The organism is Flavobacterium branchiarum (genome assembly GCF_030409845.1).
GTDB lineage: Bacteria > Bacteroidota > Bacteroidia > Flavobacteriales > Flavobacteriaceae > Flavobacterium > Flavobacterium branchiarum.
On sequence record NZ_JAUFQQ010000005.1, the window covers coordinates 1642628 to 1668408 of the forward strand.

Annotated in this window: 21 protein-coding genes; 7 read left to right on the plus strand and 14 right to left on the minus strand. The window is 32.6% G+C overall.

The window, feature by feature from the left end:
- Window positions 1–168: 168 nt before the first annotated feature.
- Entirely contained in the window at window positions 169–1518 is a 1350-nt protein-coding gene (locus QWY99_RS19090) for a polymer-forming cytoskeletal protein (RefSeq protein ID WP_290267303.1), read from the minus strand.
- Between the two features lie 54 nt (window positions 1519–1572).
- Window positions 1573–2040 carry a GNAT family N-acetyltransferase gene (locus QWY99_RS19095; protein WP_290267304.1) on the minus strand — a complete coding sequence of 156 codons (468 nt, stop codon included), beginning with the start codon at window positions 2038–2040 and terminating at the stop codon, window positions 1573–1575.
- A gap of 208 nt (window positions 2041–2248) precedes the next feature.
- Between QWY99_RS19095 and QWY99_RS19100 the strand changes: the two genes are divergently transcribed.
- The 4 genes from QWY99_RS19100 (at window position 2249) to QWY99_RS19115 (ending at window position 6156) form a co-directional block, all read left to right on the plus strand.
- Window positions 2249–2659 (plus strand): helix-turn-helix domain-containing protein, encoded by a 411-nt coding sequence (locus QWY99_RS19100; protein WP_290267305.1) that lies wholly within the window; start codon window positions 2249–2251, stop codon window positions 2657–2659.
- Window positions 2660–2934: 275 nt separating this feature from the next.
- A complete protein-coding gene (locus QWY99_RS19105) occupies window positions 2935–3348 on the plus strand; it encodes a helix-turn-helix domain-containing protein (RefSeq protein ID WP_290267306.1) in 414 nt (137 codons plus the stop codon).
- 630 nt (window positions 3349–3978) lie between these two features.
- Window positions 3979–5271, plus strand: a complete 1293-nt coding sequence (locus tag QWY99_RS19110; protein ID WP_290267307.1) for an aminopeptidase P family protein — start codon at window positions 3979–3981, stop codon at window positions 5269–5271.
- A gap of 102 nt (window positions 5272–5373) precedes the next feature.
- On the plus strand, window positions 5374–6156 hold the full coding sequence (locus tag QWY99_RS19115; RefSeq protein ID WP_290267308.1) for an alpha/beta fold hydrolase: 783 nt from the start codon (window positions 5374–5376) through the stop codon (window positions 6154–6156).
- Window positions 6157–6235: 79 nt separating this feature from the next.
- Here the strand turns inward: QWY99_RS19115 and QWY99_RS19120 are convergent, their stop codons facing one another.
- The gene (locus QWY99_RS19120; protein ID WP_290267309.1) at window positions 6236–6610 is read right to left on the minus strand and encodes a hypothetical protein; all 375 of its coding nucleotides are present in this window, start codon (window positions 6608–6610) and stop codon (window positions 6236–6238) included.
- A 17-nt stretch (window positions 6611–6627) separates the two neighbouring features.
- Window positions 6628–6957, minus strand: a complete 330-nt coding sequence (locus QWY99_RS19125; RefSeq protein WP_290267310.1) for a roadblock/LC7 domain-containing protein — start codon at window positions 6955–6957, stop codon at window positions 6628–6630.
- 293 nt (window positions 6958–7250) lie between these two features.
- Between QWY99_RS19125 and QWY99_RS19130 the strand changes: the two genes are divergently transcribed.
- On the plus strand, window positions 7251–7397 hold the full coding sequence (locus QWY99_RS19130; protein ID WP_290267311.1) for a hypothetical protein: 147 nt from the start codon (window positions 7251–7253) through the stop codon (window positions 7395–7397).
- Between the two features lie 61 nt (window positions 7398–7458).
- Here QWY99_RS19130 and QWY99_RS19135 read toward each other — a convergent pair whose 3' ends face one another.
- The 6 genes from QWY99_RS19135 to QWY99_RS19160 form a co-directional block, all read right to left on the minus strand.
- Window positions 7459–10224, minus strand: a complete 2766-nt coding sequence (locus tag QWY99_RS19135; RefSeq protein ID WP_290267312.1) for a PD-(D/E)XK nuclease family protein — start codon at window positions 10222–10224, stop codon at window positions 7459–7461.
- 64 nt (window positions 10225–10288) lie between these two features.
- On the minus strand, window positions 10289–11749 hold the full coding sequence (locus QWY99_RS19140) for an OmpA family protein (protein WP_290267313.1): 1461 nt from the start codon (window positions 11747–11749) through the stop codon (window positions 10289–10291).
- A 113-nt stretch (window positions 11750–11862) separates the two neighbouring features.
- Window positions 11863–13056 (minus strand): glycine C-acetyltransferase, encoded by a 1194-nt coding sequence (kbl, locus tag QWY99_RS19145; protein WP_290267314.1) that lies wholly within the window; start codon window positions 13054–13056, stop codon window positions 11863–11865.
- A 70-nt stretch (window positions 13057–13126) separates the two neighbouring features.
- Window positions 13127–16285, minus strand: coding sequence for a UvrD-helicase domain-containing protein (locus QWY99_RS19150; RefSeq protein ID WP_290267315.1), 3159 nt, complete (start codon window positions 16283–16285; stop codon window positions 13127–13129).
- 80 nt (window positions 16286–16365) lie between these two features.
- A complete protein-coding gene (locus QWY99_RS19155) occupies window positions 16366–16965 on the minus strand; it encodes a lipoprotein signal peptidase (protein ID WP_290267316.1) in 600 nt (199 codons plus the stop codon).
- A gap of 90 nt (window positions 16966–17055) precedes the next feature.
- Window positions 17056–17280, minus strand: coding sequence for a hypothetical protein (locus QWY99_RS19160; RefSeq protein ID WP_290267317.1), 225 nt, complete (start codon window positions 17278–17280; stop codon window positions 17056–17058).
- 162 nt (window positions 17281–17442) lie between these two features.
- Between QWY99_RS19160 and QWY99_RS19165 the strand changes: the two genes are divergently transcribed.
- Both QWY99_RS19165 and QWY99_RS19170 read left to right on the plus strand, forming a co-directional pair.
- A complete protein-coding gene (locus QWY99_RS19165) occupies window positions 17443–17799 on the plus strand; it encodes a roadblock/LC7 domain-containing protein (protein WP_290267318.1) in 357 nt (118 codons plus the stop codon).
- A gap of 29 nt (window positions 17800–17828) precedes the next feature.
- Window positions 17829–18209, plus strand: a complete 381-nt coding sequence (locus QWY99_RS19170; RefSeq protein WP_290267319.1) for a hypothetical protein — start codon at window positions 17829–17831, stop codon at window positions 18207–18209.
- A gap of 122 nt (window positions 18210–18331) precedes the next feature.
- On the opposite strand, the gene QWY99_RS19175 is transcribed toward QWY99_RS19170, so the two are convergent.
- The 4 genes from QWY99_RS19175 to porZ form a co-directional block, all read right to left on the minus strand.
- On the minus strand, window positions 18332–18712 hold the full coding sequence (locus QWY99_RS19175) for a TraR/DksA family transcriptional regulator (RefSeq protein WP_081912418.1): 381 nt from the start codon (window positions 18710–18712) through the stop codon (window positions 18332–18334).
- A 7-nt stretch (window positions 18713–18719) separates the two neighbouring features.
- A complete protein-coding gene (gene ileS / locus QWY99_RS19180; RefSeq protein WP_290267320.1) occupies window positions 18720–22121 on the minus strand; it encodes an isoleucine--tRNA ligase in 3402 nt (1133 codons plus the stop codon).
- A gap of 186 nt (window positions 22122–22307) precedes the next feature.
- Complete coding sequence (recO, locus tag QWY99_RS19185; protein ID WP_290267321.1) at window positions 22308–23021, minus strand: DNA repair protein RecO; 714 nt, start codon at window positions 23019–23021, stop codon at window positions 22308–22310.
- A 96-nt stretch (window positions 23022–23117) separates the two neighbouring features.
- Window positions 23118–25406, minus strand: a complete 2289-nt coding sequence (gene porZ / locus QWY99_RS19190) for a type IX secretion system anionic LPS delivery protein PorZ (RefSeq protein WP_290267322.1) — start codon at window positions 25404–25406, stop codon at window positions 23118–23120.
- Window positions 25407–25781: the final 375 nt, after the last annotated feature.

Below are 25781 nucleotides of genomic sequence, written 5' to 3' on the forward strand. Positions count from 1 at the left end.
TCCGTCGAAAAGACAAGATTGGGGAGTTTCTTTATAGAGCTACTTGTCTGTCTTTAAGTTTAATTCTTTCATTTTTCTCTTAAAAACAATTACAAAATTACACTGTGAATCTAACAAGATTATTTAAAAAGGCTAAACAAATCCTCTTTCCATTTTTCGAATTGCTCATTAATAAATTAAACCTAGACGCTCAAATTTAACTTTATATTTCAGAATATAACCATTCCATTCTTCTTTGTGTTCTTCATTATTATAAATGGACGAAGCATAATCGACAACTTCTTTACTACAATGATTGGCAAAAATAGCTTCAAGATACTGTATTCCCGAATCGATTACTCGCTTTAATATCATCAACTTATCAATTCCATTTTCTTTGCAAGCCTTATCAAGCCACAATCCTTTTCCTATTTTCAGATATTCTTCGAGCAAACTTTCGGTAACAAATTTCGAAGGAATATCATTAATATTAGGTTCATTCTTACCATTCTTAAACACAGATATTATCAGTTCTTCTGAATAAAATTCTGTTGGAATAAATGAAATCAACGTTCCACTTTCGCCTGCTTTAAAACAAAGCTCTTTTGTTATAAACTCTCTTGGTATTTTCTGAATAGCAAAGCCGTTTTTAGCTACTAATTTTTCGCAAAGCTCCTTCGTAATAAAATCTCGATTAACATATTCTAATGCATGAAATGAAATTCCCAAAGCAATATCACACAATTCTTTAGTTTTAAATTCTAGTGGAACTATTTTTAAATCTCTATAATTAGATAGCACTCTTGTATGCCAATATTCGCGATTTTTTGAAGCTGGATTGTTTTGCTTTAAGACTAATTCTCCAAGCTCTAATTCACGTTTAAATTCTTCAAAAGTCTCTATTAATGGATTATCTAGTAACTTTCGTAATTCAATCGAGATGATATCTTCTCCGCTTACATCATCGTACACAGAATTGTTTTCTGGGTCAGAATCGCCCGTTTTATCATTATAATAAAACAATTCATTCTTTCGCTCTGCAAATGTTGTATAATGATCCTCGACTATAAAAACTGGAACTTCTATTGTACCTTCGCATTTAAAATTACCATGATTATAAGATGTCATTACTACTTCCTGAGCCTTTACATTGCCTTTTATCTCAACATACGAGCCTCCTAATAACATACTCTGACAAGCAACATTTCCTGTTATAAAAACATACGGACCATAATCTCCCTCTGCATTTATTATTGTTCCTGTTGTTGAGAGATTTCCATTTATTAAAACTCCTTCAATTCGTAACGTATCAATCCCTTTTAAGGATAGATTCAATAAACTGGCTAACCATTTTTTTTCCTTATCCTCATAAAGATCTAAATAAAAGTTACCATCAAAATTCACATCTTCATTTGCAACAACAAAGAAATCCTGATCGTCCCATTCTTCAAAATAATCGAACCCTTCTCGCTCAATTAAAAAAGGATATGCTACTTTAACTTCTTTTATTGTAACTAATTTAAAAACTAACTCATTCATTTTCTAATGCCTTATTTTAAATATATTTTAGTAGATATGTATTATACGTTAATACTATCTATTTGTATTCTCTTTTAGATTCATTTCCATAATTGGCATGAAACGGTTTTTTATTGAAGTTTCGAATTCTCCAATTTTTACAAATCCCATTTTAGAATAAAAGCGCTCGGCGTTTGGCTCAGCATCGAGTTGTATCTTTTCAATTTTAGCTTCTTTCATTCTGTTTAAAAAATCAAGAAACAAATGCTTTCCAAATCCTTTACCGATATACTCGGGTAAAATAAATAAATTATCCATTTCTACATTTTTTTCATCTCTGAATACATAAGAATAATAACCTATAATTGAATTTTCGTTTACCAATTTAAAAACATTATGATCTCTTATATATTCCTGAGAAATAGTTAAATTTTCATCCCAACTTAAAATTTGTTCTGCCGAATATCCCCAATATGCTTTTGACTTTTTGGTTATTTCTGTTAGGATTTCGTTATCTGTTATGTTTGCTTTTTTTATTATCATAACTTTTGGTTGTTTCTACAAACAATATTACGCAATCTTGCAATTTCGATGAAGAGAAAAACTGCTATTTTTCTTTTCAAAATCAATAATTATCAGAAAAGTTATATTTTTATGGCTTCGGAATAAATTACAAGATGTATTTTACAAACACAGGCTTGTTTTCTACCAAAACCAAAAATGTAAAAAGAATTTTAAATATCTTTGAATTATGAGCACAGAAACAAAACCTAGACATATCGGAAGAAACATTAGCCGAATCAGAGAGCTTAAAGGAATGAAACAAGAAGCACTTGCACAAGCAATTGGCATAAGCCAACAATCTATTTCTAATATTGAAGGAAGCGAAAGTGTTGATGACGAAAAGCTAAAAGCAATTGCCGAAGCGTTGGGCATTCCCGCTGAAGTTATAAAAAACTTTTCGGAAGAGGCTGTTTTTAATATTATTGGAAACACTATTGATATCGATAATAATTCTTCGGCAATCAATTCCAACTGTACTTTTAATCCATTAGATAAACTTCTTGAATCTTTTGAGGAGAATAAAAAACTTTACGAACGATTGGTCGAAGCCGAAAAAGAGAAAGTTGCTCTTTTAGAGAAATTATTGAGCGAGAAATAAAGTTATATAACGACATATTTATAGAGAAACCGAAGTTTAAAATTAAGCTTTGGTTTTTTTATTGAAACGGAATGTTATTGTGGGCACGGATTGCAAATCCGCGCTTACGAATTGGGGAGTGTTTTGTGGAGTTATTTGTGTACTTGCGGGCACGGATTATCAGAAAAATTGTATTTTTAGACCTTGGAAATAAATTACAAGATGTATTTCACAAACACAGGCTTGTTTTCTACCAAAACCAAAAATGTAAAAAGAATTTTAAATATCTTTGAATTATGAGCACAGAAACAAAACCTAGACATATCGGAAGAAACATTAGCCGAATCAGAGAGCTTAAAGGAATAAAACAAGAAGCACTTGCACAAGCAATTGGCATAAGCCAACAATCTATTTCTAATATTGAAGGAAGCGAAAGTGTTGATGACGAAAAGCTAAAAGCAATTGCCGAAGCGTTAGGCATTCCCGCTGAAGTTATAAAAAACTTTTCGGAAGAAGCTGTTTTTAATATTATTGAAAATACTTTTGATATAGAAAACAACAATGGCTCTGCAATTAGTTATGGATGTACTTTTAATCCGTTAGATAAACTTCTTGAAGCTTTTGATAAGAATGAAAAACTTTACGAACGATTGGTCGAAGCCGAAAAAGAGAAAGTTGCTCTTTTGGAGAAGTTATTGAGTGAGAAATAAAGTTTTATAGCAATATATTTATAGAGAAACCGAAGTTTAAAATTAAGCTTCGGTTTTTTTGTTGAAACGGAATGTTGTTGCGGGCACGGATTGCAAATCCGCGCTTACGAATTGGGGAAGTGTTTTGTGGAGTTTCTTGTTTGCAAATCTGCGCAATATTGTCTTTCTGAGGAACGAAGAATCTCTGTTAGTAGCTCCGCAAAGATTATGGAATTTTAGGACGAGACATTTGTTGTGGGCACGGATTACAAATCCGCGCTTACGAATTGAGGAGTTGTTTTGTGGAGCTACTTGCGGAGATTTCTCCTGCGTCGAAAAGACAAGATTGTAAACTGAGACTATAAACTAAATAGCCCTACGACTCCGCTCAGGATGACAGGTAAAACGACGTTGCGTGAGGGATAGAGGCGATATCCTTTTATGGAGCGTAGCGGAATAAAAGATAAAGCCGAAAGCCCGACCCGGAGGGACACGCCATTATCAAGATTCTAAGTTAATATCGTTTAGAAATCTGCTAAATTTTTGTGGAACATAATTCCGAAACAAATAAGAAAATTTTAATAAAGCAACCCTTTTTAGTATTTCTAAAATTAGTATTTTTGAGTATTCAAAGTATAAAACCTAATTAACATGAAATATCATCAAATAAACAGTTCTCTTTTTATAAAAAATCGCGAAAAATTCATGGCTCAAATGAAGCCGAAAAGTGTAGCGGTATTTAATTCTAATGATATTTACCCAGTTAGTGCCGATAGCACATTACCATTTGCTCAACATAGAGATATTTTTTACTTAAGCGGTGTTGATCAGGAAGAAAGTATCTTGTTGCTTTTTCCGGATGCGCCTTACGAAAACCAACGTGAGATTTTATTTTTAAAAGAAACTAACGACCATATTGCTGTTTGGGAAGGTGAAAAACTTACTAAAGAACGTGCTTTTGAAGTTTCTGGAATAAGAACAGTTTACTGGTTGCAAGATTTTGAAAAAGTCCTTAACGAAATGATGACTTATTCGGAAACGATGTACATTAATACTAACGAACATTACCGCGCAACTGTTGAAACTGAAACTCGCGAAGCTCGTTTTGTAAAATGGTGGAAGGAAAGATATCCAGCGCACCAAGTTGCTAAAAGTAATCCTATTTTACAACGCATTCGTTCGGTTAAAGAAAGCGAAGAAATTGATTTGATTCAACAAGCTTGTAACATTACTGAAAAAGGTTTCCGTAGATTGTTGTCTTTTGTAAAACCTAATGTTACGGAATACGAAATTGAAGCTGAACTTATTCACGAATTTATCCGTAATCGTTCTAAAGGTTTTGCTTATACTCCGATTATTGCTTCTGGAAATAATGCTAACGTATTACACTATATCGAAAACAACCAACAATGTAAGGCTGGAGATTTAATCTTGCTGGATGTTGCGGCCGAATATGCTAATTATTCTAGCGATATGTCTCGTACAATTCCTGTTTCGGGTACATTTACTGCTCGTCAGAAAGCGGTTTACAATGCTGTTTTACGTGTAAAGGACGAAGCTACAAAAATGCTTACTCCTGGAACTCTTTGGAAACAATACCATCTTGAGGTTGGAAAAATTATGACTTCGGAATTATTAGATTTAAAACTAATTGATAAAGCCGATGTTCAAAACGAAAATCCTGATTGGCCAGCGTATAAAAAATATTTCATGCACGGAACGTCTCACCATATGGGATTAGACACGCACGATTATGGATTGTTGCATGAACCAATGAAAGCCAATATGGTTTTTACGGTTGAACCTGGTATTTATATTCCTGCTGAAGGTTTTGGTATTAGACTTGAGGATAATGTTGTGGTTCAGGAAACTGGAGAACCATTTAACTTAATGCGTAATATTCCTATCGAAGCTGATGAAATAGAAAGCTTAATGAATGTTTAAACACATTTCATTCTAGTATAAAGACAAACGGTTTACAGATGTGTAGACCGTTTTCTTTTTCCATTCATAACAGATTACTTTTTACAACATAAATTCATTTCATTGAAAAATATTTCCTTTAAAAATATCAACATCTCTTATTCAGACGCAGGAAAAGGTACTGCAATTGTTCTGCTTCATGGTTTCTTAGAAAATAAAACCATGTGGAATCATTATGTTGATGCATTTTCTAAAAATTACCGTGTTGTTACCATTGATTTATTGGGGCACGGAAAAACGGAACCCCTTGGCTATGTTCATACAATGGAAGATAATGCCGATGTGGTTAAGGAGGTTTTGTCTCATCTTGAAATAAAAAAAGCTGTTTTTATAGGACATTCTATGGGAGGTTATGTCGCTTTGGCTTTCGCCGAATTGTATTCTGAAAACATGCAAGGTTTGGTTTTATTAAATTCTACTTCTAAACCCGATAGCGCCGAACGAAAACTAAACCGAACTAGAGCTATCAAAGCTGTCAAACAAAACTACACTGGTTTTATAGGTTTAGCGATTGGAAATTTATTTAGCGAAAACAACCGCGAAAGGCTTGCTACAAATATAGAGTTAGTAAAAGAAGAAGCTTTAAAAACGCCGCTTCAGGGAATAATAGCGTCTCTTAAAGGAATGAAAATAAGAAAAGACAAAGAACAGATTTTACACACTACTCTTTTTCCGAAGCTATTAATTTTAGGAAAAAAAGATCCTGTTTTAAACTACGAAGAAAGTATTTCGCAAATTGAAAATACAGAAGTAAAACTTGTTTCTTTTGATGATGGACACATGAGCTCTATCGAGAACGAAACAGAATTGACTACTGTTTTATTAGATTTTTTTGCTAAAATTTAATGCTACATTATCTAGTTCTAAAGCAACAAAAAAGGCTATTTCACAAGAAATAGCCTTTTTTTTATGAGTAAAAATAAATCTATAATTTAGAAGATATATCTTTTTTAAATCTAGCCAAAACCGCTCTTGTCATACCTAAATTAGCTTTAGATGAATCTACTGCTAAATAAATAAAATATTTTTCGTCATCAGAAACATCTATAATATGTAACTGATTCGTTAGAGTAATTAATATGTCATTGATTTTCTGGTCTAAACCTAAAGCTTTAATCGCTTTCATTTTTGCTTTAACAACTTCTAAGTTATATGCTGAGGCTAATTCTGGATCAAAATTTGGGTCGACAGTAAGTGAAGAATATGACATTCCAGTTTCAACTTCTGTTACAGATACAGCGATAAAACCTGAAATATTCTCTTTCAAATCATTTTGAAAATTTTGTAAAAAATCTGACATGCTATTTAAAATTAAAATTAATTATTATAAATCGTTTCCATTCTACGAAGTAAAAGTCCCATTTTACTTGTGTCTTTAGAAAGCAAAGCAACACAGTTATCATCTTGGTTTTTAATTGCAACTACAATCCCTTCCTCATTTTTAATCATGACTTGTTTAAGTCCTCCTACATCAATATCCTCTGATAACTCCAAGCACATTTTTAAAATCATACCGATCATTGCAGCTACATTGCCATCGTAATCCAAATTAACCGATTCGATTAAAATACCGTCAATACTAAAAATCAATCCAGAATCGACTCCCGTCTCTATTACCAAATCGTTTAAATCAATATCTCCTTGCATATGTGTGTTTTTTTGTGGGGTCAAAGTTATTTTAAAATAGAGGAGTGCCTAGTTAAACACTTGTTAAATAAAAGTTAATCATACTAACCTTACATCCCATTATTTATAGTTCAATTTTTTGGCAATAATAAAATGTTTTGAATAAGAAAAAACAACTATAACCGCTAATAATTACCATAAAAAAAACAACTCCTAATACAAACAACAATATAGCAAATCGACTTTATTAGATAAAACTCATTATCAAATCATTATATCTCTTTTTTTACATAAATTTGCAAAAAATAAGTTCTATGAAAACAACTGATGAATTACGCTTTGACTTAAATGTCAAGCTAATGAAATTCCGTAGATTTCGCTTCATAAACGGAGAGATCACTTTGGGAGATCAAAAACAAGAACAGGCTAAAAAAGGTTTTTTCAAAAAAATATTTAGCTAAAATAATTCACAAACGAAAGCTTTTATCAAAACCGCCCCTTTTGATAAATCTTTTAGTAATTCTACAGTATCTTTTCTTCAAAAGGTTTTTCAATATCTAAGATTTCATTTAAAAGCAAAACTATCTGCTCTAAGTAATCCTTCATTATTTCGCTAGTAATAATCGTATTAGTATCTTTTTCTTCTTTCAATCCAAAAGGCAAAAACCCAGATTTTAAATTCTTGAAAGAAATAATTCCTGCTTCTATAGGCAATCCTTTAGCATTATTCTCATACATAAAAGCATAAGCTAGAACTTGAATAATTTTATCGTTTTTTATATCAGTTACAAGTCCATCCCAGTTCTTAAGAACAACATTTGCCTTATCTACTTTACCAGTTTTATAATCTATAATTCTAATAATACCATTACGCTGTTCAATTCTATCGACATTACCTTTTATCAAAACAGGAAAAGGCAAACTTGGATGCGTCAATGTTCTTCCAAAAGTTTCTTCGATTGCCAAAATTTTAATTGCATCTCCTTCCTTGATACTGTCAAGTTCTACTTTCAAGAAATTGGTAACATTACGTTTGGCTACTTCAAAAGCCAAAAGATTACGTCCCTTCTTGATCTCACCCTCTTTATAAACCAATTTAAACTGTTTTAAGACTTCGTTATCCAACAATTTAAAACAATTCAGAATATCACTCTCTGAGATAAATTTTCCAATAAAAGGATCATACAATGCTTTAAGCGTCTCGTGAATAATAGTTCCTAAAGTATTTAAAGCAATATTCTCTTCTACTTCTTCTACTTCACGTATTCGTAATATTTTCTGAAAATAAAACTGAATCGGATTCCGAATATAACTCGTTAATGCTGATGGAGAAAAGCCAACTGTGGCAATCTCTTTCAAACGTGCCATCACAGCTTCAGATTTAGGAATAACCATGGGCTCATACGCAGTTTCAGGTAAAACCGCATTATAGATTTCGTGAGTTAAATTATGCTTTGGTTGTTTTTCGACTTCTAGTTGTGTTATAAAACGACTGCGCTCCCCTGCATCTAACCCTTCACTTTCGGTGTTATAGAGCAAATAAATATTTTTAGCACGCTGTAACAAATGATAAAAATGGAAAGTATATATAGCATCTTTTTCCTTAAAAGTTGGCAAACCTAATTCCCGTTTCACATCGTAAGGAATAAATGAATTCATAGATTTACCCGCTGGAAATTTTCCTTCGTTCATAGAAGTCACAATTACGGTATCAAAGTCTAAAACACGACTCTCCAAAACTCCCATTATTTGCAAACCATTTAAAGGCTCTCCTTCAAACGAAACTTCTGCTACCTCAATAACTTGCTTATAAATAGCATAAAGTGTATCTATTTTATCAATATGTTGATGTTGCAAATAATAATTAATCAACTTATTAATTACTTTAAAAATCGCAAAAACAAACGTTTTTGCAATCTTATCTTCCTCGTTATCATTACTTAGATTACCTTTTATCAAAAGTAAAAGCGCCGAAATGTTATTTAAAACAGCAACGGAACCTGAATCCCACTTTTGAAAAAGTAACTGAAACAAATCTGTTTGATTCTCATTAAGCTCAATAATTTTGGAGTGGGTTATAAAAGTATAATTGTTTTGATTTATCTTTTTCACTAATTCCTTCACTTTAGCATAAGGCTCGACCAAAGGATGAGTTAAGATATCCAGAACATCCTTGTAATAAAAAACATAAGAGGTACTATTTCTAGACAATGCATTAGTATGCATTTTGAAAAGTTTTGCAATTAAAATTTGAGTTGGATTATTCTTGCTTGAATATCCCATTGTAATATTTAAAGCTCCCACGGTAGATGGTAAAGCATACAAAACTGGTACGAGTAAATTTTCATCTCCTAATACTACTGCAACTTTATCTAAAGATGAACCCGGATTATTGGTAATAATTTCTTCAATTATACTCCCTGTTATTTTTGCCTGACCAATAGATTTTGGCGTACCAATAACTTGAATGTTTTTTGATTGAGAGAAATCATCCAATATCCATTCAAAAGGGTTGGCTTTATAATGTTTCCAATCTTGTTTAAAACGTCTAACAAATAATCCTGCATCGTGGTAAGGATCATTTAAGAAGGTCTTATCAATATCCCAATATATTTTGGCCTGCTCAGAAGCAATTAAATGTTGAATAATTTTTTCTTCGGCAGCATTTAATGCATTAAATCCAGCAAAAACAAAATGCTCCTTTGAAACAGAATTAGTAAAATGATTTATATTATTTACCGCTTCCCTATATATCAACCCCTGATAACCAATTTGTTTATTTAATAAATGGGCATATAAAGATTCATAATAATTAGGTAGCAACTTCCAAAAATCAATATAATTCTCTAGTAATTGTGTTTTATTTTCAACCTCAATTCCCCACTTTTTAATATCCTCAATATCCTTAAGATAAGAAAGTACATGTGATGGATCTAATAAATACCTATCAATCTCATTAAAATCCTGCAATAATGTTTTGGCCCAATTGGCAAACAACTCAAAAGACTGCTGATTTTTTTTCTCTGTAATAGACAAATACACTTCATAAAACTCGAACAACAATTCTATTGAGTCAATTGAACGCACAGAAGCAATGTCCTGAATAAATTCTTCGATACTAATTATCTTGGGACTAATAACTGTATTTTGAATTTGTTTTTTTAAAGCTTCAACAAGAAAAATTTTGGCTCTTTTATTGGGTAAGACAATTGTAGTCTCGGCCAATTTACCTAAATAGTCTTCAATAATAACCTTTGCAATCTTATCTAAAAAGTAAATCTCTGTCATTGTATAAAAATAAAAAAAGCCATTCAATTAAGAATGGCTTTTTAAAATTATTTAGAAAAGTAAATTACAATTTACCTTCGTATTTAGAACCTATGTGTCTAATTTCAGTTCTTCTGTTTTCAGCTCTACCTTTAGCAGTTTTGTTACTTGCTACTGGTTGAGATGAACCAAATCCTTTAGCAACTAAATTATCTGGGCTTACACCTCTTTCGATTAATGCATTCATTACAGCATTAGCTCTATCTTCAGATAATTTGTTGTTGATTTTAGCAGAACCTGTACTATCAGTATGTCCTTCGATGCTAAATTTAGCATTTGGATAAGCTTTAAGGATTTCTTTGATAGCATCTAATCTAGCAAGAGTAGTAGCATCTCCTTTTTTGAAAGTAGCTTTTCCAGTGTCAAAGAATACTGCTCTAGCTTGAACTTTAAGATCATCTAATACAGCAGTAGTTACTTCTGGACAACCTCTGTTACTAGCTGGACCAGGTACAGTAGGACAATCGTCATCTTTGTCAAGTACACCATCTTTATCAGCGTCTGGCCAAGGACATCCACCGTTTTCTTTAGGACCTGCTACAGTAGGACATTTGTCATCTTTATCAGCAATACCATCACCGTCAGCATCTGGACAACCTTTTAAAGAAGCTAAACCAAATGTATCTGGACAAGCGTCATCTTTATCAGCAACACCATCACCGTCTCTATCTGGACAACCGTTTAAAGCAGCTAAACCAAATTCAGTTGGACAAGCATCACTTGCATCAACGATACCGTCTCCGTCAGTGTCAGGACATCCGTTGAATTGTTTTAAACCAGCAACATCTGGACAAGCATCATCTTTATCGTAGATACCATCTCCGTCAGTATCTTTACCTCCAAATTTGAAAGTAAGACCTGCTGAATGTTGGAAATGAGATGGAGCGTCTGGAATACCATAAGAATCTTCTCTATCTCCAAAAGATTTTTTGTAAGTAGTAGCTAAAGATAAACCGATTGATTCAGAGAACCAAAAAGTTAAACCAGCTCCTGGGTTAACAGTACCATAACTGCTATCTCCAAAGAAAGTATAACCTCCACCAACGCTTAACGAAGGATCGATTACTTTAGATTTGATCAAAGACATGAAGCTATATCTAAGTGTAGCATCAATACCATAATACATTAAATCTCCAGGGTTAGAAACTACATAACCACGAGAATCGTGACCTGGTGCAGTTGGATCAAACTTTACGTATCTATCAATTTTATTTACAGAACCTTGTAATCCTACAGAGAAATTATCACCAATGTATCTAGATACACCGATGTAAGATACTGAAGGAAGAATGTTCCAGTTGTCTTTTGCTGCGAAAGCCTGAGAAAAATGTTGATCTGCCCAGTTATGTCCTCCACCAGCACTCGTTTTAGTGTCTACGGCATTAACTCCAAAAGAGATAGCCCATGGATTGTTACTGTCTTGTGCGTGAGAAGTTAACCCCATCGCCATCATCACAGCAACTAAAAGTTTGTTAAGATGTTTCATACTTAAATTTATTTAATTACAATTTAGTTAATTATAGACAAAAGTAATGCGTAAATTTTTAACTACAAAATGAAATGTTAAAAAAAAGCAATAAGAAATGCTAAAAGTGGGAATTATACAACTTTTAACAGTTTTCCAACCTTAATAAATGCCTCTAAAGCTCTGTCTAAGTGCTCTTTTGTATGAGCCGCAGACAATTGCACTCTTATTCTAGCTTTTTCCTTAGGAACCACAGGAAAGAAGAATCCTATTACATAAATACCCTCTTTTAAAAGCTCATCTGCCATATTTTGCGATAATTTCGCATCATAAAGCATCACTGGAACGATAGCTGAGTCCCCATCTATTATGTCAAATCCTGCTTTCTTTAAACCATCTTTAAAATAATTAGTGTTCCATTCTAATTTATCTCTTAGTGTAGTATCTTTTTCAAGAAGTTCAAAAACCTTTATTGAAGCTCCTACAATTGCTGGCGCTAATGAATTTGAAAATAAATATGGTCTTGATCTCTGACGCAATAATTCAATAATTTCTTTTTTAGCCGTAGTATAACCTCCCATGGCACCACCTAAAGCTTTACCTAGAGTTCCTGTTATAATATCAACCCTACCCATTACTCCTTTAGCCTCAAGAGTTCCTTTTCCAGTTGCACCTATAAACCCTGCAGCGTGACATTCATCAACCATAACCATGGCATCATATTTATCTGCCAAGTCGCAAATTTTGTCTAATGGAGCTACAAGTCCGTCCATTGAGAACACTCCATCGGTAACAATTATTTTAAAACGAGCCCCAGCCTCATTGGCTTTAATCAGCTGTTGTTCTAAATCTTCCATATTGCTATTCTCATAACGATAACGAGCCGCTTTACACAAACGAACCCCATCTATTATCGAAGCATGATTTAAACTATCCGAAATAATCGCGTCATTTTCCCCCAATAAAGGCTCAAAAACACCTCCATTAGCATCAAAGGCAGCCGCATACAGTATTGTATCCTCTGTTCCATAAAAATCGGCAATCTTTTTCTCTAATGTTTTATGAATATCTTGTGTTCCGCATATAAAACGCACAGATGACATTCCAAAACCATGCGTATCCATAGCGTCTTTTGCCGCCTGAACAACTTCTGGATGTGAAGACAATCCCAAATAATTATTAGCACAAAAATTCAAAACTTTCTCTCCAGTAGAAATAGTTATTTCAGCATCCTGAGCAGAAGTTATTATTCTTTCTTTTTTAAAAATTCCGTTTTCTTCAATAGTTTGCAATTCATTTTGCAAGTGCTCTTTAATTTTTCCGTACATTTTTACGTATTTAATATGTTAAACTTTAACAAGTTATCCAAATTCAGCCTTTAACAACTGATTAATTTTTTCACAAATTTACTACATCGATATCGGTTCCTATATACACCAATGCCTTTTTTAACACTTTAAACCCCATATTTTCAATAGCAAATTGATATTCTTCTAACTGTTTCTTGTATTTTGGGTTAGCAGAACCTGTTTTATAATCCAAAAGATAAGCCTTTCCATCAGGAGTAATGGCTACTCTATCTGGCTTTAAAATTTTTCCCTCTTTTTGAATTATAGTTTCTTCATTCAAAACTCTATTATCGTTTTCAAAACAAACGCTGATCTCAGGATGATTTACAATTTCTTGAATTGTCTTTAAAACAATGTCTTTTTGATCAAAAGTAATTAATCCGCTTTCTAATGCTTTTACAATTGCCAAATCTATATCTGACGCATATTTTACAAAAGCCAATATTTCATGTATTACATTTCCATAAGATATAGCTTCCTGCTGTTGTGTACCCCACATTAATGCTTCGCGTTGGGCTATTTTAATATTTTTTGGATTTAAAACCTCTGAAACCAATGGAATTATTTTTGTAGATGACGAATGCTTCTCTTCCGAAGATAATTTAGTCGAATTACCAAATTCATACTCCAATTTACCTTCCTCATAAACCCCTAGATTAATTAAATATTTTATAAAAAAAGAAGCCATGTTACCAGGGAATTCGCCATCCTTTCGTTGCTTTATTTCCTGAGAAATAACATATAACTGCTCCTCTGCACGTGTCAATGCAACATACAAAACATTTACATTATCAAGTAGCTCTTCTTGTTTTTTTGAATTAAAAACCAAAGCAGCATCTTCTCCAAATCCTGCTACAGCACTACTATTATCTATTAACACTTTTGGCAGACCAAAGTCCTCTTCCTCCGCATTTAACCACAATTTATCCTTAGGTTTCCTACTGTAATCTTCTTCTGCAAAAGGCATAATAACAACTGGGAACTCTAATCCTTTTGACTTATGAATAGTCATTATACGAACTGCATTATTCCCTTCTGGCGATGGAATACTAAATTTCTCAGCATTTTTATCCCAATAACTTAAAAAATCTGAAATACCAGCTTGATTTCGGATATCTCTTTCCAAAACTATATCAAGAAAATATTGCACATAGGCATTATTATATTCTGGACGTACAAATTTTGAAACTATTGTTTCAACTGCTTCATAAAGCGATTTTTTACGAATACTCTCAAACGAAAGTAAAACATCAAATTTTTCTAACCATTTTTCGAAAGCAATTTCATCTCGCTCCCCCATTCCTTCAGCAATAAAATCATGGATTGGCATTTTGATGTCTGTATTTTTTGCTAAAAAATGTAAAAAATTAGCCTTTGCTTCTAAATCGGCATTATTATTCAAATATTTCAACAAGTGCACAATCAATCGAACTTCTGTTGCATTCTGAATCATCAATGTTTCCGAAGATAATAACGGGATTTTTTGTTCCGTTAAATAATTTGCGACAGCGATACCTTGACTCCTCTTACGAGTCAATATAACAATATCCTTATACTCAAACCCTTCACGCAATACTTTCTGAATTGTATTTAAGGTTGCCAAAACATACAAATCTGTTTTCTCTAGTGTTGAATCATCTTCAATCTGATCATTTTTTTCAATTGCAGGAAGAAACGAAATATTTACATATCCTCCTTTTTTAGGATTTGTCTTTTGATGACTATGATTTTCATACAGATCTTTGTAATCTGCATTTTCAAACTCTGATGAAATTAATTTAAAAAAACCATTATTAAATTCAATAACCTCACTATAACTTCGATAATTGGTATCTAAATGTGTTATGATTTTATCTGGATTAGTAAACGGATTCAAATCCTTACTCAACTCGATAAACTGCTCCGCTTTTCCTCCCCTCCAACGATAAATAGATTGCTTTGGATCTCCCACAATCATCAAGGTTCCTTTTACTCCATAATCATCTTGACCTGAAAGCGCATTATCTATCAAGGGAATTAAATTCTGCCATTGCATTTCGGATGTATCCTGAAACTCATCAATAAAAAAATGACGATACCTTTCTCCCAAACGTTCATATATAAAAGGCGCAGGTTGGTTTTGAATCTCACGATGAATGATTGCATTAAATTCTGAAATAGACAAAACATTTTGTTCTTTTTGAATTTTTTCCAATTCATTACTTACCGTGTTTAATAACGAAAGTGGGGTAATATTTTTAAGGAATGCTTTGTAAAAATCTCTTTTCTCAAAATTCTTATATACCTTATCCAAAATCAGAAGTAATTCTGGAATAATATTTTCTATTAAAGCCCTGTCTTTTGCTGTTTTATTTATTGCAATATCATCAAACTCATGAAATGTTTTATTCTTAGGATTAAACTTTCCATCACGAATACTTTCGAGATGATTCGGAAAAGTTCCTCTTGAGAAGGATTTTAAATCAATTCCGTTTTTTTCAATTAACGAAAGTGCATTGGTAGCAAAAACAGTATTTTCCTCTTCAAGGTCTTTACACAAAACCTTAAGTTTCTTTTTTATTTCAACAAATTCTTCAATTGACTTATCGTGAAAATGAGTAATCTCATTTCGATTATTCTCATTCAATATTAACCTTCCAGTATCAAGAATTTCACGAGAAACATCCCAACTTTTATCATCGTCGGTTTTTTCCATCGTAAAATCAATCAATAACTTGGTCAACGTTTCGTCCTGACCTGCTTGCGCAATAATCGCATCAACAGCCTCTACAAGTAAATTTTCGGTATCTAGAGTTACCTCAAAAGTCATAGGTAAGTTTAAATCATGTGCAAAAGCACGTATGACTTTATGCGTAAACTTATCAATTGTCGATATATCAAAAGCGGCATAATTATGAATAATATGCTTAATGATATTTTGTGATTTTGTTTTTAATTCAATAACAGAAAGACCCGTTTCACGGGCTAAATCGTTCATTAGATCAATCGCTTTTGAAGAGGGTTCGTCTTTTGCAAACTCAGACAAACTCCCCACAATACGACTTTTCATTTCATGCACCGCCTTATTGGTAAATGTGATCGCAAGAATATTACGATAGGCATCATTTTTAGACGCCGAAAGAATAATTTTAAGATATTCCTTAACTAATGTATACGTTTTACCAGAACCAGCAGATGCGTCATATATAGAAAAGGAGTGTCTTTGCATTTTTTAGTTTTTTTGTACTGTAAAAGTAAAACATCCCGAGAACTATCGGCTGTTAAAAACTAAAATTCTAGAAAGTAAATTTATTCGTGTTTATTAAATGCTCTTTTGTTAAAGACAATTAAAATCCCAACACCTGTAGAAATCGCCATATCTGCAAAATTAAAAATTGCATTAAAAAACTTAAAATTTTGTCCTCCCCATATTGGAAACCAGTTTGGTAGATTTCCTTCCCATATTGGAAAGTACAACATATCAACTACTTTACCATGAAACAATGTACCATAATGCTCTGGAGCAAATAATGTCGCTAGATTATTATAACTATCATCGAAAATCACACCATAAAAAACAGAATCAATGATGTTTCCTACTGCACCAGCTAAAATTAAGGAGATTGCAACAATTAAATATGTCGAGCTCTTTTTTTTGACTGAATCGTATAACCAATATCCGATACCAAAAACAGCGAAAATCCTAAACACAGTCAGAATTAGTTTTCCATATTCACCCGGTATTTTCGTACCCCAAGCCATTCCTTCATTTTCAATAAAAAGAATCTTAAACCATTTAAAAACTTCTACCTCTTCACCTAAGACAAAATTGGTCTTAATATAAATTTTAGAAATTTGATCAATAATTAATATGATGAAAATAAGTAAATACGCTTTTCGTAGTGACATTTTATAATTTTTTATTGGCGCAAAAGTAACAATTTAATCAAAAAAAACGCTCCACTAGGAGCGTTAATTATTTCGTAACAAAATGTTTCATTAATTCCTACCATTATTCCTAACAGGCTTGGACCCCTCTGAAAAAAAATTTGAGATTGAATTAAACAATCCTTTTGATTCTTTTTTCACCTCTCCAGCATTACCCGTATTGGCTTGTCTATTTTTCGAACGAGCAACATTCAGCTTAATTCGCATCTTTTCAAAATCCTTTATTCTAACATCAACATCTGATTTAACATCTCTAAACTTCAATACTTTAGCCATAAACTCATATATTAAATTAAAACTTAACTAATTATCAACACTACTCACAATAATACGTAATTTATTTTAATTATTAACAACTGAATACGTAAAATTCATAAGTAATTTTGATTAAATTAGCTAAATAAATTATTTTTTAACAACTCCCCAAATATCCTCACTATGAATGAAATCACTACCATCCTAAATGAGTTTTTAATTCAAACCAAATCAACATCGGCACTAATATCGGGTGTAAAAGGAAAACTAATTACTTCCTTACACTTAGACTATAGCGATAGTGTAGCTACAATGAGCGATGCAATTATATCTATGAGCGAGAAATTCCTATCCGACTTAGACAAAGGTGCTCTAAAACAATTATATCTTAAAACTACCGATGGCGTTGCTGTTGCAAACAAAATAAACAATTCCCACAGCATTATCGTTTTCTCAAATGACGGTAGCAACCTCGGGTTATTTTTACGTAATATCGATGAATTAGCTACTCAACTTAACAAAATCAGTCTATTAAAATAATTAATAATCAACTAATCCCCAAAAAAATTATGAGCAACGACTTTTTAAATGTTTTTCTTACTGAAATGAAAACAAACGTAAATGGTTTTATAGCTGTCGCTGTAACCGAAATCGAAACTGGATTAAGCTATGGCAACATTAGTATTGATTCAGCATTTGATCCTGAATTAGCCTCTGCATACAATCTTGAGGTAGTTAAAGCTAAATTAAGCGCAGTAAAAGCATTGAACCTAAATCAAGACATTGAAGATATTTTGATCACACTGACCAGTCAAATTCATATTATCGACATCTCCCCCAACAACAAATTCATGGTCTATCTAGTTGCTGACTCAGCAAAAGCCAACTTAGGGATGACAAGAGCTGTTTTAAGAAAACACAAAGCTGATTTAGAAAAAAACCTAGCATAATTACTATTTCAATTAAGCTACATACAGATAAGTCAAAACTAATTTTAAAATCTTAGTTCCTCTTATTATCACAAAAAAAAACGCTCCTTAAAATAGGAGCGTTTTTCATTTATGTTTAAAAATTATCTTTGCAAATTTTTAGCTTCAATACTCATAGTAGCATGAGGAACTATTTTCAATCTTTCTTTACCAATTAATTTCCCTGTTACTTTGCATACACCGTAAGTTTTATTTTCTACACGGAATAGCGCATTCTTTAAATCTCGAATAAACTTTTCTTGTCTGATAGCTAACTGCGAGTTTGCTTCTTTGGACATCGTTTCGCTTCCTTCTTCGAATGCTTTAAACGTTGGAGATGTATCATCGGTACCATTATTTAAATCATTCATATAAGCACTTTTAATCAAGTCTAAATCTGCTTGCGCTTTTTGTATTTTGCTTAAAATGATCTCTTTGAACTCCGCTAAATCAGCGTCAGAGTATCTTGTAATTTCATCTACCATCTTATATTTATTTTGAAATTAATATCGTTGTTTTAATATCATCAAACTCAATTTCTACGCCGCTTTCTAATTCGTCTAAGAAAACCAAGCTATCAGTTAATGTCTCAGACTTGATATAGTCTTCGTTTTTAAGAATAGCATTTTCTAATATACCACTTCTTTTTATTTGTACCTTTATTTTATCGGTTACTTCAAATCCAGAATCTTTACGGATATTTTGAATTCTATTAACCAATTCCCTTGCGATACCCTCATTTTTCAATTCTTCCGTGATTGTAATATCAAGCGCAACCGTTATTCCGTTTGAATTAGCAACCAACCAACCTTCGATATCTTGTGACGTGATTTCGACATCTTCTAAGGATAAAGTTACACTTTTTCCTGCAATAACAATATCCAATGAACCTTCCTTATCTAACTGACTGATTTGTTGCGCAGTAAAAGATTGTATCTCCTTGGAAATCAACCCCATATCTTTACCAAATCGTGGACCTAAGGCCTTAAAATTAGGCTTAATTTGCTTCACCAAAACACCCGAAGCGTCATCTAAAAGGACAATTTCTTTTACATTAACCTCAGCTTTAACTAGCTCAGAAACTGCTTCAATTTCACTACGCTGATTGTCGTCAAGTACTGGAATCATTACCTTTTGCAATGGTTGACGTACCTTAATCATCTCCTTCTTACGAAGTGATAAAACGAGTGAAGAGATCGTTTGTGCTTTCTGCATTTTACTCTCTAACGTTTTATTAACAAAGTTTTCAACGTATTTTGGAAACTCTGCCAAATGTACGCTATCGAAATTTTCTGACTGTGTTGAAGTTGTTAAGTCTCTGTAAAGCTTATCCATAAAGAAAGGAGCTATTGGAGCACTTAATTTACTTATAGTCAACAAACAAGTATAAAGAGTCTGATATGCAGCTATTTTATCATGCGCATACTCCCCTTTCCAAAAACGACGACGACATAAACGAACGTACCAGTTACTTAAGTTCTCTTGAACAAAGTCTGATATTGCACGAGCCGCTTTTGTTGGTTCATAATCAGCGTAAAAAGCATCTACTTCTTTGATAAGCGAATTTAATTCAGAAATAATCCATTGATCAATTTCTGGTCTTTCGTTTAACGGAATTTCTGCTTCAGCATATTTAAATCCATCAATATTCGCATACAATGAAAAGAACGAATAGGTATTATATAATGTTCCGAAGAATTTTCGACGAACCTCAGCAATTCCCTCAATATCAAATTTCAAGTTATCCCAAGGGTTTGCATTTGAAATCATATACCAACGCGTCGCATCTGGACCGTATTCTTCTAATGTTTTAAATGGATCTGTTGCATTACCCAAACGTTTAGACATTTTCTGTCCGTTTTTATCTAAAACTAATCCGTTTGAAACAACATTTTTGTAAGCTACTTTATCAAAAACTAATGTTCCGATTGCATGCAATGTATAAAACCAACCACGTGTTTGATCTACACCTTCAGCAATAAAATCAGCAGGAAAGTCTTTATTTCCATCAATTTTATCTTTGTTTTCGAAAGGATAATGCCATTGCGCATATGGCATAGCTCCTGAATCAAACCAAACATCAATTAAATCAGCTTCACGTTGCATTGGTTTTCCTGATGGAGAAACCAAAGTAATCTTGTCAACTATATTTTTATGCAAATCGATTAAATCATAATTGCTTTCGCTCATATTCCCGATTTCAAAACCTTTAAACGGATTTTCTGTTTGAAAACCTGCTTCTATAGATTTTTCGATTTCATTGTATAATTCTTCTACTGATCCGATTAGAATTTCTTCTTGTTTATCTTCAGTTCTCCATATTGGCAATGGAATTCCCCAATAACGTGAACGTGATAAATTCCAGTCATTGGCATTTTTTAACCAATTTCCAAAACGACCCTCTCCTGTTGCTTTTGGCTTCCAGTTGATTGTTTCGTTAAGATCGAACATCTTATCTCTAACATCGGTGATTTTTATAAACCATGAATCAAGAGGGTAATATAATAGAGGTTCATCCGTTCTCCAGCTATGTGGATAACTATGCACATATTTCTCTACCTTAAATGCTTTATTTTCTTCTTTAAGACGAATAGCAATCTCTACATCTACTGAGCGTTCTGGCGCAGTACCTTCGTCATAATATTCATTTTTCACGTATTTACCAGCGTATTCACCTACATGCGAAGTGAATTTACCTTGTAAATCGACCAAAGGAACCGGATTACCATTTTCGTCCAATACTAACATTGGTGGAATTTCTGGCTTAGCTTCTTTAGCAACTTTAGCATCATCTGCTCCAAATGTAGGCGCAGTATGTACAATTCCTGTTCCGTCTTCGGTAGTCACAAAATCTCCTGAGATTACTCTAAAAGCATTTTCAGCGTTTTGATAAGGCAACACAAAAGGCAACAATTGCTCATAACGAATACCAACTAAATCTAAACCTTTAGACTCAGTAAGCACTTGATATGGAATCTTTTTATCCCCGCTTTTGAAATTTTCAAAAGCAGCAATATCAGTACTTTCGAAGAAACCTTTGCTAAATTGTTTTCCTACTAAGTTTTTAGCTAAAACAACATTGATTGGTTCAAATGTATATTGATTGAATGTTTTAACTAAAACATAGTCAATTTTTGGACCAACTGTTAATGCAGTATTACTTGGTAATGTCCAAGGAGTTGTTGTCCAAGCTAGAATATGAATATCACCAAACCCTTGAAGAAAACTTGGTAATGTTTCATTTAGCGCTTTAAATTGAGCTACGACTGTTGTATCTGTAACATCTCTATAACTTCCGGGTTGATTTACTTCGTGTGAAGACAATCCTGTTCCTGCTTTTGGAGAATAAGGCTGAACGGTATAACCTTTGTACATCAAACCTTTATTATAGATTTGTTTTAAAAGCCACCAAACCGATTCCATATATTTTGGTTTATAGGTTACATATGGATCTTCCATATCTACCCAATATCCCATTTTTTCAGTTAAATCATTCCATACATCAGTATAACGCATTACGGTTTTTTTACACGCTTCGTTATATTCTTCGATAGAAATTGTTTTTCCGATATCTTCTTTGGTAATACCTAATTCTTTTTCAGTACCTAATTCTACAGGTAATCCATGGGTATCCCATCCAGCTTTACGTTTTACCTGAAAGCCTTTTTGAGTTTTATATCTACAAAAAATATCTTTAATTGCACGTGCCATCACGTGGTGAATTCCAGGCAATCCATTTGCCGAAGGAGGACCTTCGAAAAATACGAAAGGCACTGCTCCTTCGCGAGTAGTTACACTCTTTTCAAATATATTTTCTTTCTTCCAAAAATCAAGTACTTCAGACGCTACAGTTGGTAAGTCAAGTCCTTTGTATTCAGTAAATTTTGTGCTCATTTTATCCTTTTCTTAAATCGAAGTGCGAAAGTAAGGAATTTTGATTTTTTTAGCCACCAATTCACTAATTAAATTTGTTAATACATTTATAATTCCGCATTTATCAAAAAAAATATTGATTTAAACGAAAATATTTTCCCGAAAATTAAAAACGAACATCAAATCATATGAAAATACAATCCTGTTTTAAGAAAATATTTCTTTCAAAACATCTATTGATTTCGGCCTTTTAAAACCATCAAGATGGAAGCTATAATAGTCTATCAAAATCTTTAAAAGCAATTGTCTTTCAATAACATGAAACACTTTTTGATCGTTATCAAACTTCAGATCTATGAGCTTCTTAAATAGAGTAGTTTCATGTTCAGTAAGCGCACTCATCCCATGAAAAAGAGTAAACACACCTTCATTCATTTCAAAAAACGGCAGGTCTGCATCCGAAACATCGGGATAAAAGCCTAAATATTTAGTAGTTTCCAACATCAAAATCAAATGAAAATTGGTTATTTCATCATGTTGGTCAAGCCAAAACAAGGCTGTTTCTAGGAAAATAAAAAGAGATTCATTCTTCTCTTCTTCCTGAATAGAATAATGTAAAATTTCCGAAACAAACATTACAATCGTACTTTTAATAATATCAGTATGAATCGTCTGAAAAGGTATTCCGATTTTGATTTCTTTAAAATTTTCTAATGTGCCTTTATTTTTATGCACAGCCTCAATCTCAAGAATAGTTAGTGGCTGAAAATAAGCGATTTTTTGGCTTGATTTTCGAGTAGAAAAAGCATCTCTAACAAAATATGTTTTGAGTCCATGAGAAAGCGTAAAGCACTTAGCAATCAAGCTTTTTTCTTGAAATTTTATAGCCGAAATAACAATAGCTTTGGTTTTTACTTGCAAAATTTGATGATTCTATTTTTTAGACTTACTTAGATGTTTTTTAGATTTTCGGAAAATGAATTACTGAGAGTAAACACTGGTACCGAACACTGATGATTATCTTATAATCATTACTTTTTTTACTTTAGTTTCACCACCATCTTCTGCCGAAACAATAATCATATATACTCCAGAAGCTACTTTGTGTTTACCAAAAGCAGTTGTATCCCATTCAACTGTTCCTCCCACTGATGTTGTTTCATATACCAAATTATCTTCTATATCAGTAATTTTAATATTGGCTTTATCAAGTAATCCAGCAATTTTTACTGTTCCAAAAAACTCTGGACGCACAGGATTTGGATACACATATACGTTGTTCAAATTTTCATTGGCTTGAGTTGCGATTCCTTTATAAGAAATCATTCCTTTATTTGTAGCTATGTAAACTTCTCCTGTAGTACTGTTTATCCCAATGTCATTGATTTGATTACTCGGCAATGGTGAATTATCTGTAGTAAAATGATACTTAGTCTCTTGTCCATTTGGTGAAACAAAAAACACACCAGAATCAGCTGTACCAATCCATTTATTATTTGCCCCATCAACAACAATTGTAGTAATAAATTGTTCATAGAGTAATTCCTGAGCCAAGCCGTCATCCATAATAATTATCGGATTCGCTTTTAGTTGATTTTCTGTTCTAAAGTTATTTACATTACTCAAAACACGAAGTCCTCTTGTCGTTCCAATCCAAAGCTGATTTTTAGCATCTACAGCAACAGCTCTTACATCTATGGCCGGTAAATTACCTGCATCAAGACCTTGTGTCATTTTTTTTACTGTATTTGTACTTTCGTTAAAACCAATTACACCATCTCTATTTGTACCCATCCATTTTGTACTATTGTTATCAATAACCATAGTACCAAAACTTGTGTCTTCTGCCTTAATAAGAGCCGTACTAATAGGGAATGTTTGCCACTGCCCATTTGTTCTCAACACCTTTAATCCATTTTTTATCAAACTATTAGTTACCCATAAATTTCCAGCCTTATCAAAAGCAGTTCCATTAATTCTAACATCTATATAACCAGGACCTAAAAACGTCAGAGTCTCTAACCCACTATTTACTTGATTGTATAAAATTGAAGGGCTATCATTTTCTATTTTTAATAGTCCCGAAAAAAATGAACTCACATAAACTTGATTCTCATTATTAGGATTAACAATAACCCTTGTCATTGATTTAGCCTGAAGTACTTTTTCATATGGTATATTCAACCACCCTGTTGTATTGAATTTACTAATTCCATAACTATCTAAAGGATACGGATTATAAACCGAATTATAATTTCCATAAACTGCCCAAAGAACACTTGGCGTAACATTTATAGCAAAAATATCATTCCGCGACGGACCTATTGGCATTGTATTCTCAAAAACTGAAGCTCCAGAAAGTTTAGAAACATAAAGTCCATTTTCATCTGTACCTATGTATATATCATCGCCAATAGCAGTTGCACAAGTAAAACTTAAAGCTGTCGCAGCGACATCGCTATTGTTTATCTGGCGCAATAAAATCATTTGGTTGTTGTATACATAAACTGTATTTGCAGTGGTTATAAACAAATTATGGTTTTTAGCTCTCATATCTTTCGCTGGTGAAGGAAGTGACATAACTCCAACAAAAATATCTTGACTCGAATCATAATTGCTAACGTATCCAGAAGTATTGATTACGATAAGTTTTGTATCGTTAGTCTCTATACTTGACCAATCCCCCCCTGTAACAACAGTCCACTGACTGTAATCAACTAAATTAGCATTTGCTACACTAGCTCTCCTAATACCACTATTAGTAGCAGCATAAATAAAGCCATTATAAATTGTAGTTTGTCTCACATTAATCTGCGCTCCGTTATCTCCAATGAAATAAGTATCTCCAAATTGTAATGTTTTTAAATTAAACTGAACAATTCCAAAATCACATGAAATATAAACCACTCCGTCATATTCAACAAAATGATTTATTTTTTTAAGATTAGCAGGAAGTTGTTTATTTATAATATCAACAACTTTTACAATACTTCCATCAGATTCATTGACAACCGTAATCAATCCGTTTTCATAACCAATAAGTGTTCTACGGAATAATTCACTGTGATATAACGAAGAAATAGTTTGCCCCGAAAGACCATCAACAGTATTTATAGTCTTAACAATATTTGTCGCCGTATTTTTAGAGAACAATGCATTATCGGTAGCGGCATAAATCCCAACAGAAGAATCCGAGATATCTTTAATATGATTATACGAGAAATACCCTTGCCACATGAGCTTATTTTGTGCAAAACCAAATTGCATTAGCAACAAAACCAAAACATAAAGAATTTTTCTTTCCATTATCTATACCTAAAGTTGGTTTCACAAATATAATACAAACCACAGTATTTGGATTTCGATAAGGTATAAATAAAAAGTCTTCAAATTTTCCGAGGCTATATCTTAGCAGCGAAAAGTATTCTATTAACTAACGAGATTATTGAAAGATAGTATTTGATTATTCTGCTTGTGACTTAAATCTAAATATTTAAAAAACAGAATTAAAATCACTGCCAAAAAAGTAAGAATAAAACTTTAAAGCTGTGTTTTTTATTGTTAAATAAATTATTTTGAAAGTTTATTGTTACATTTTTAATTAAAATACGTATTTTTCGCACATCTAAAATTATAATATCTCTCCCTTTTTTTCAATTTTCATTGATTACCCTCTAAATA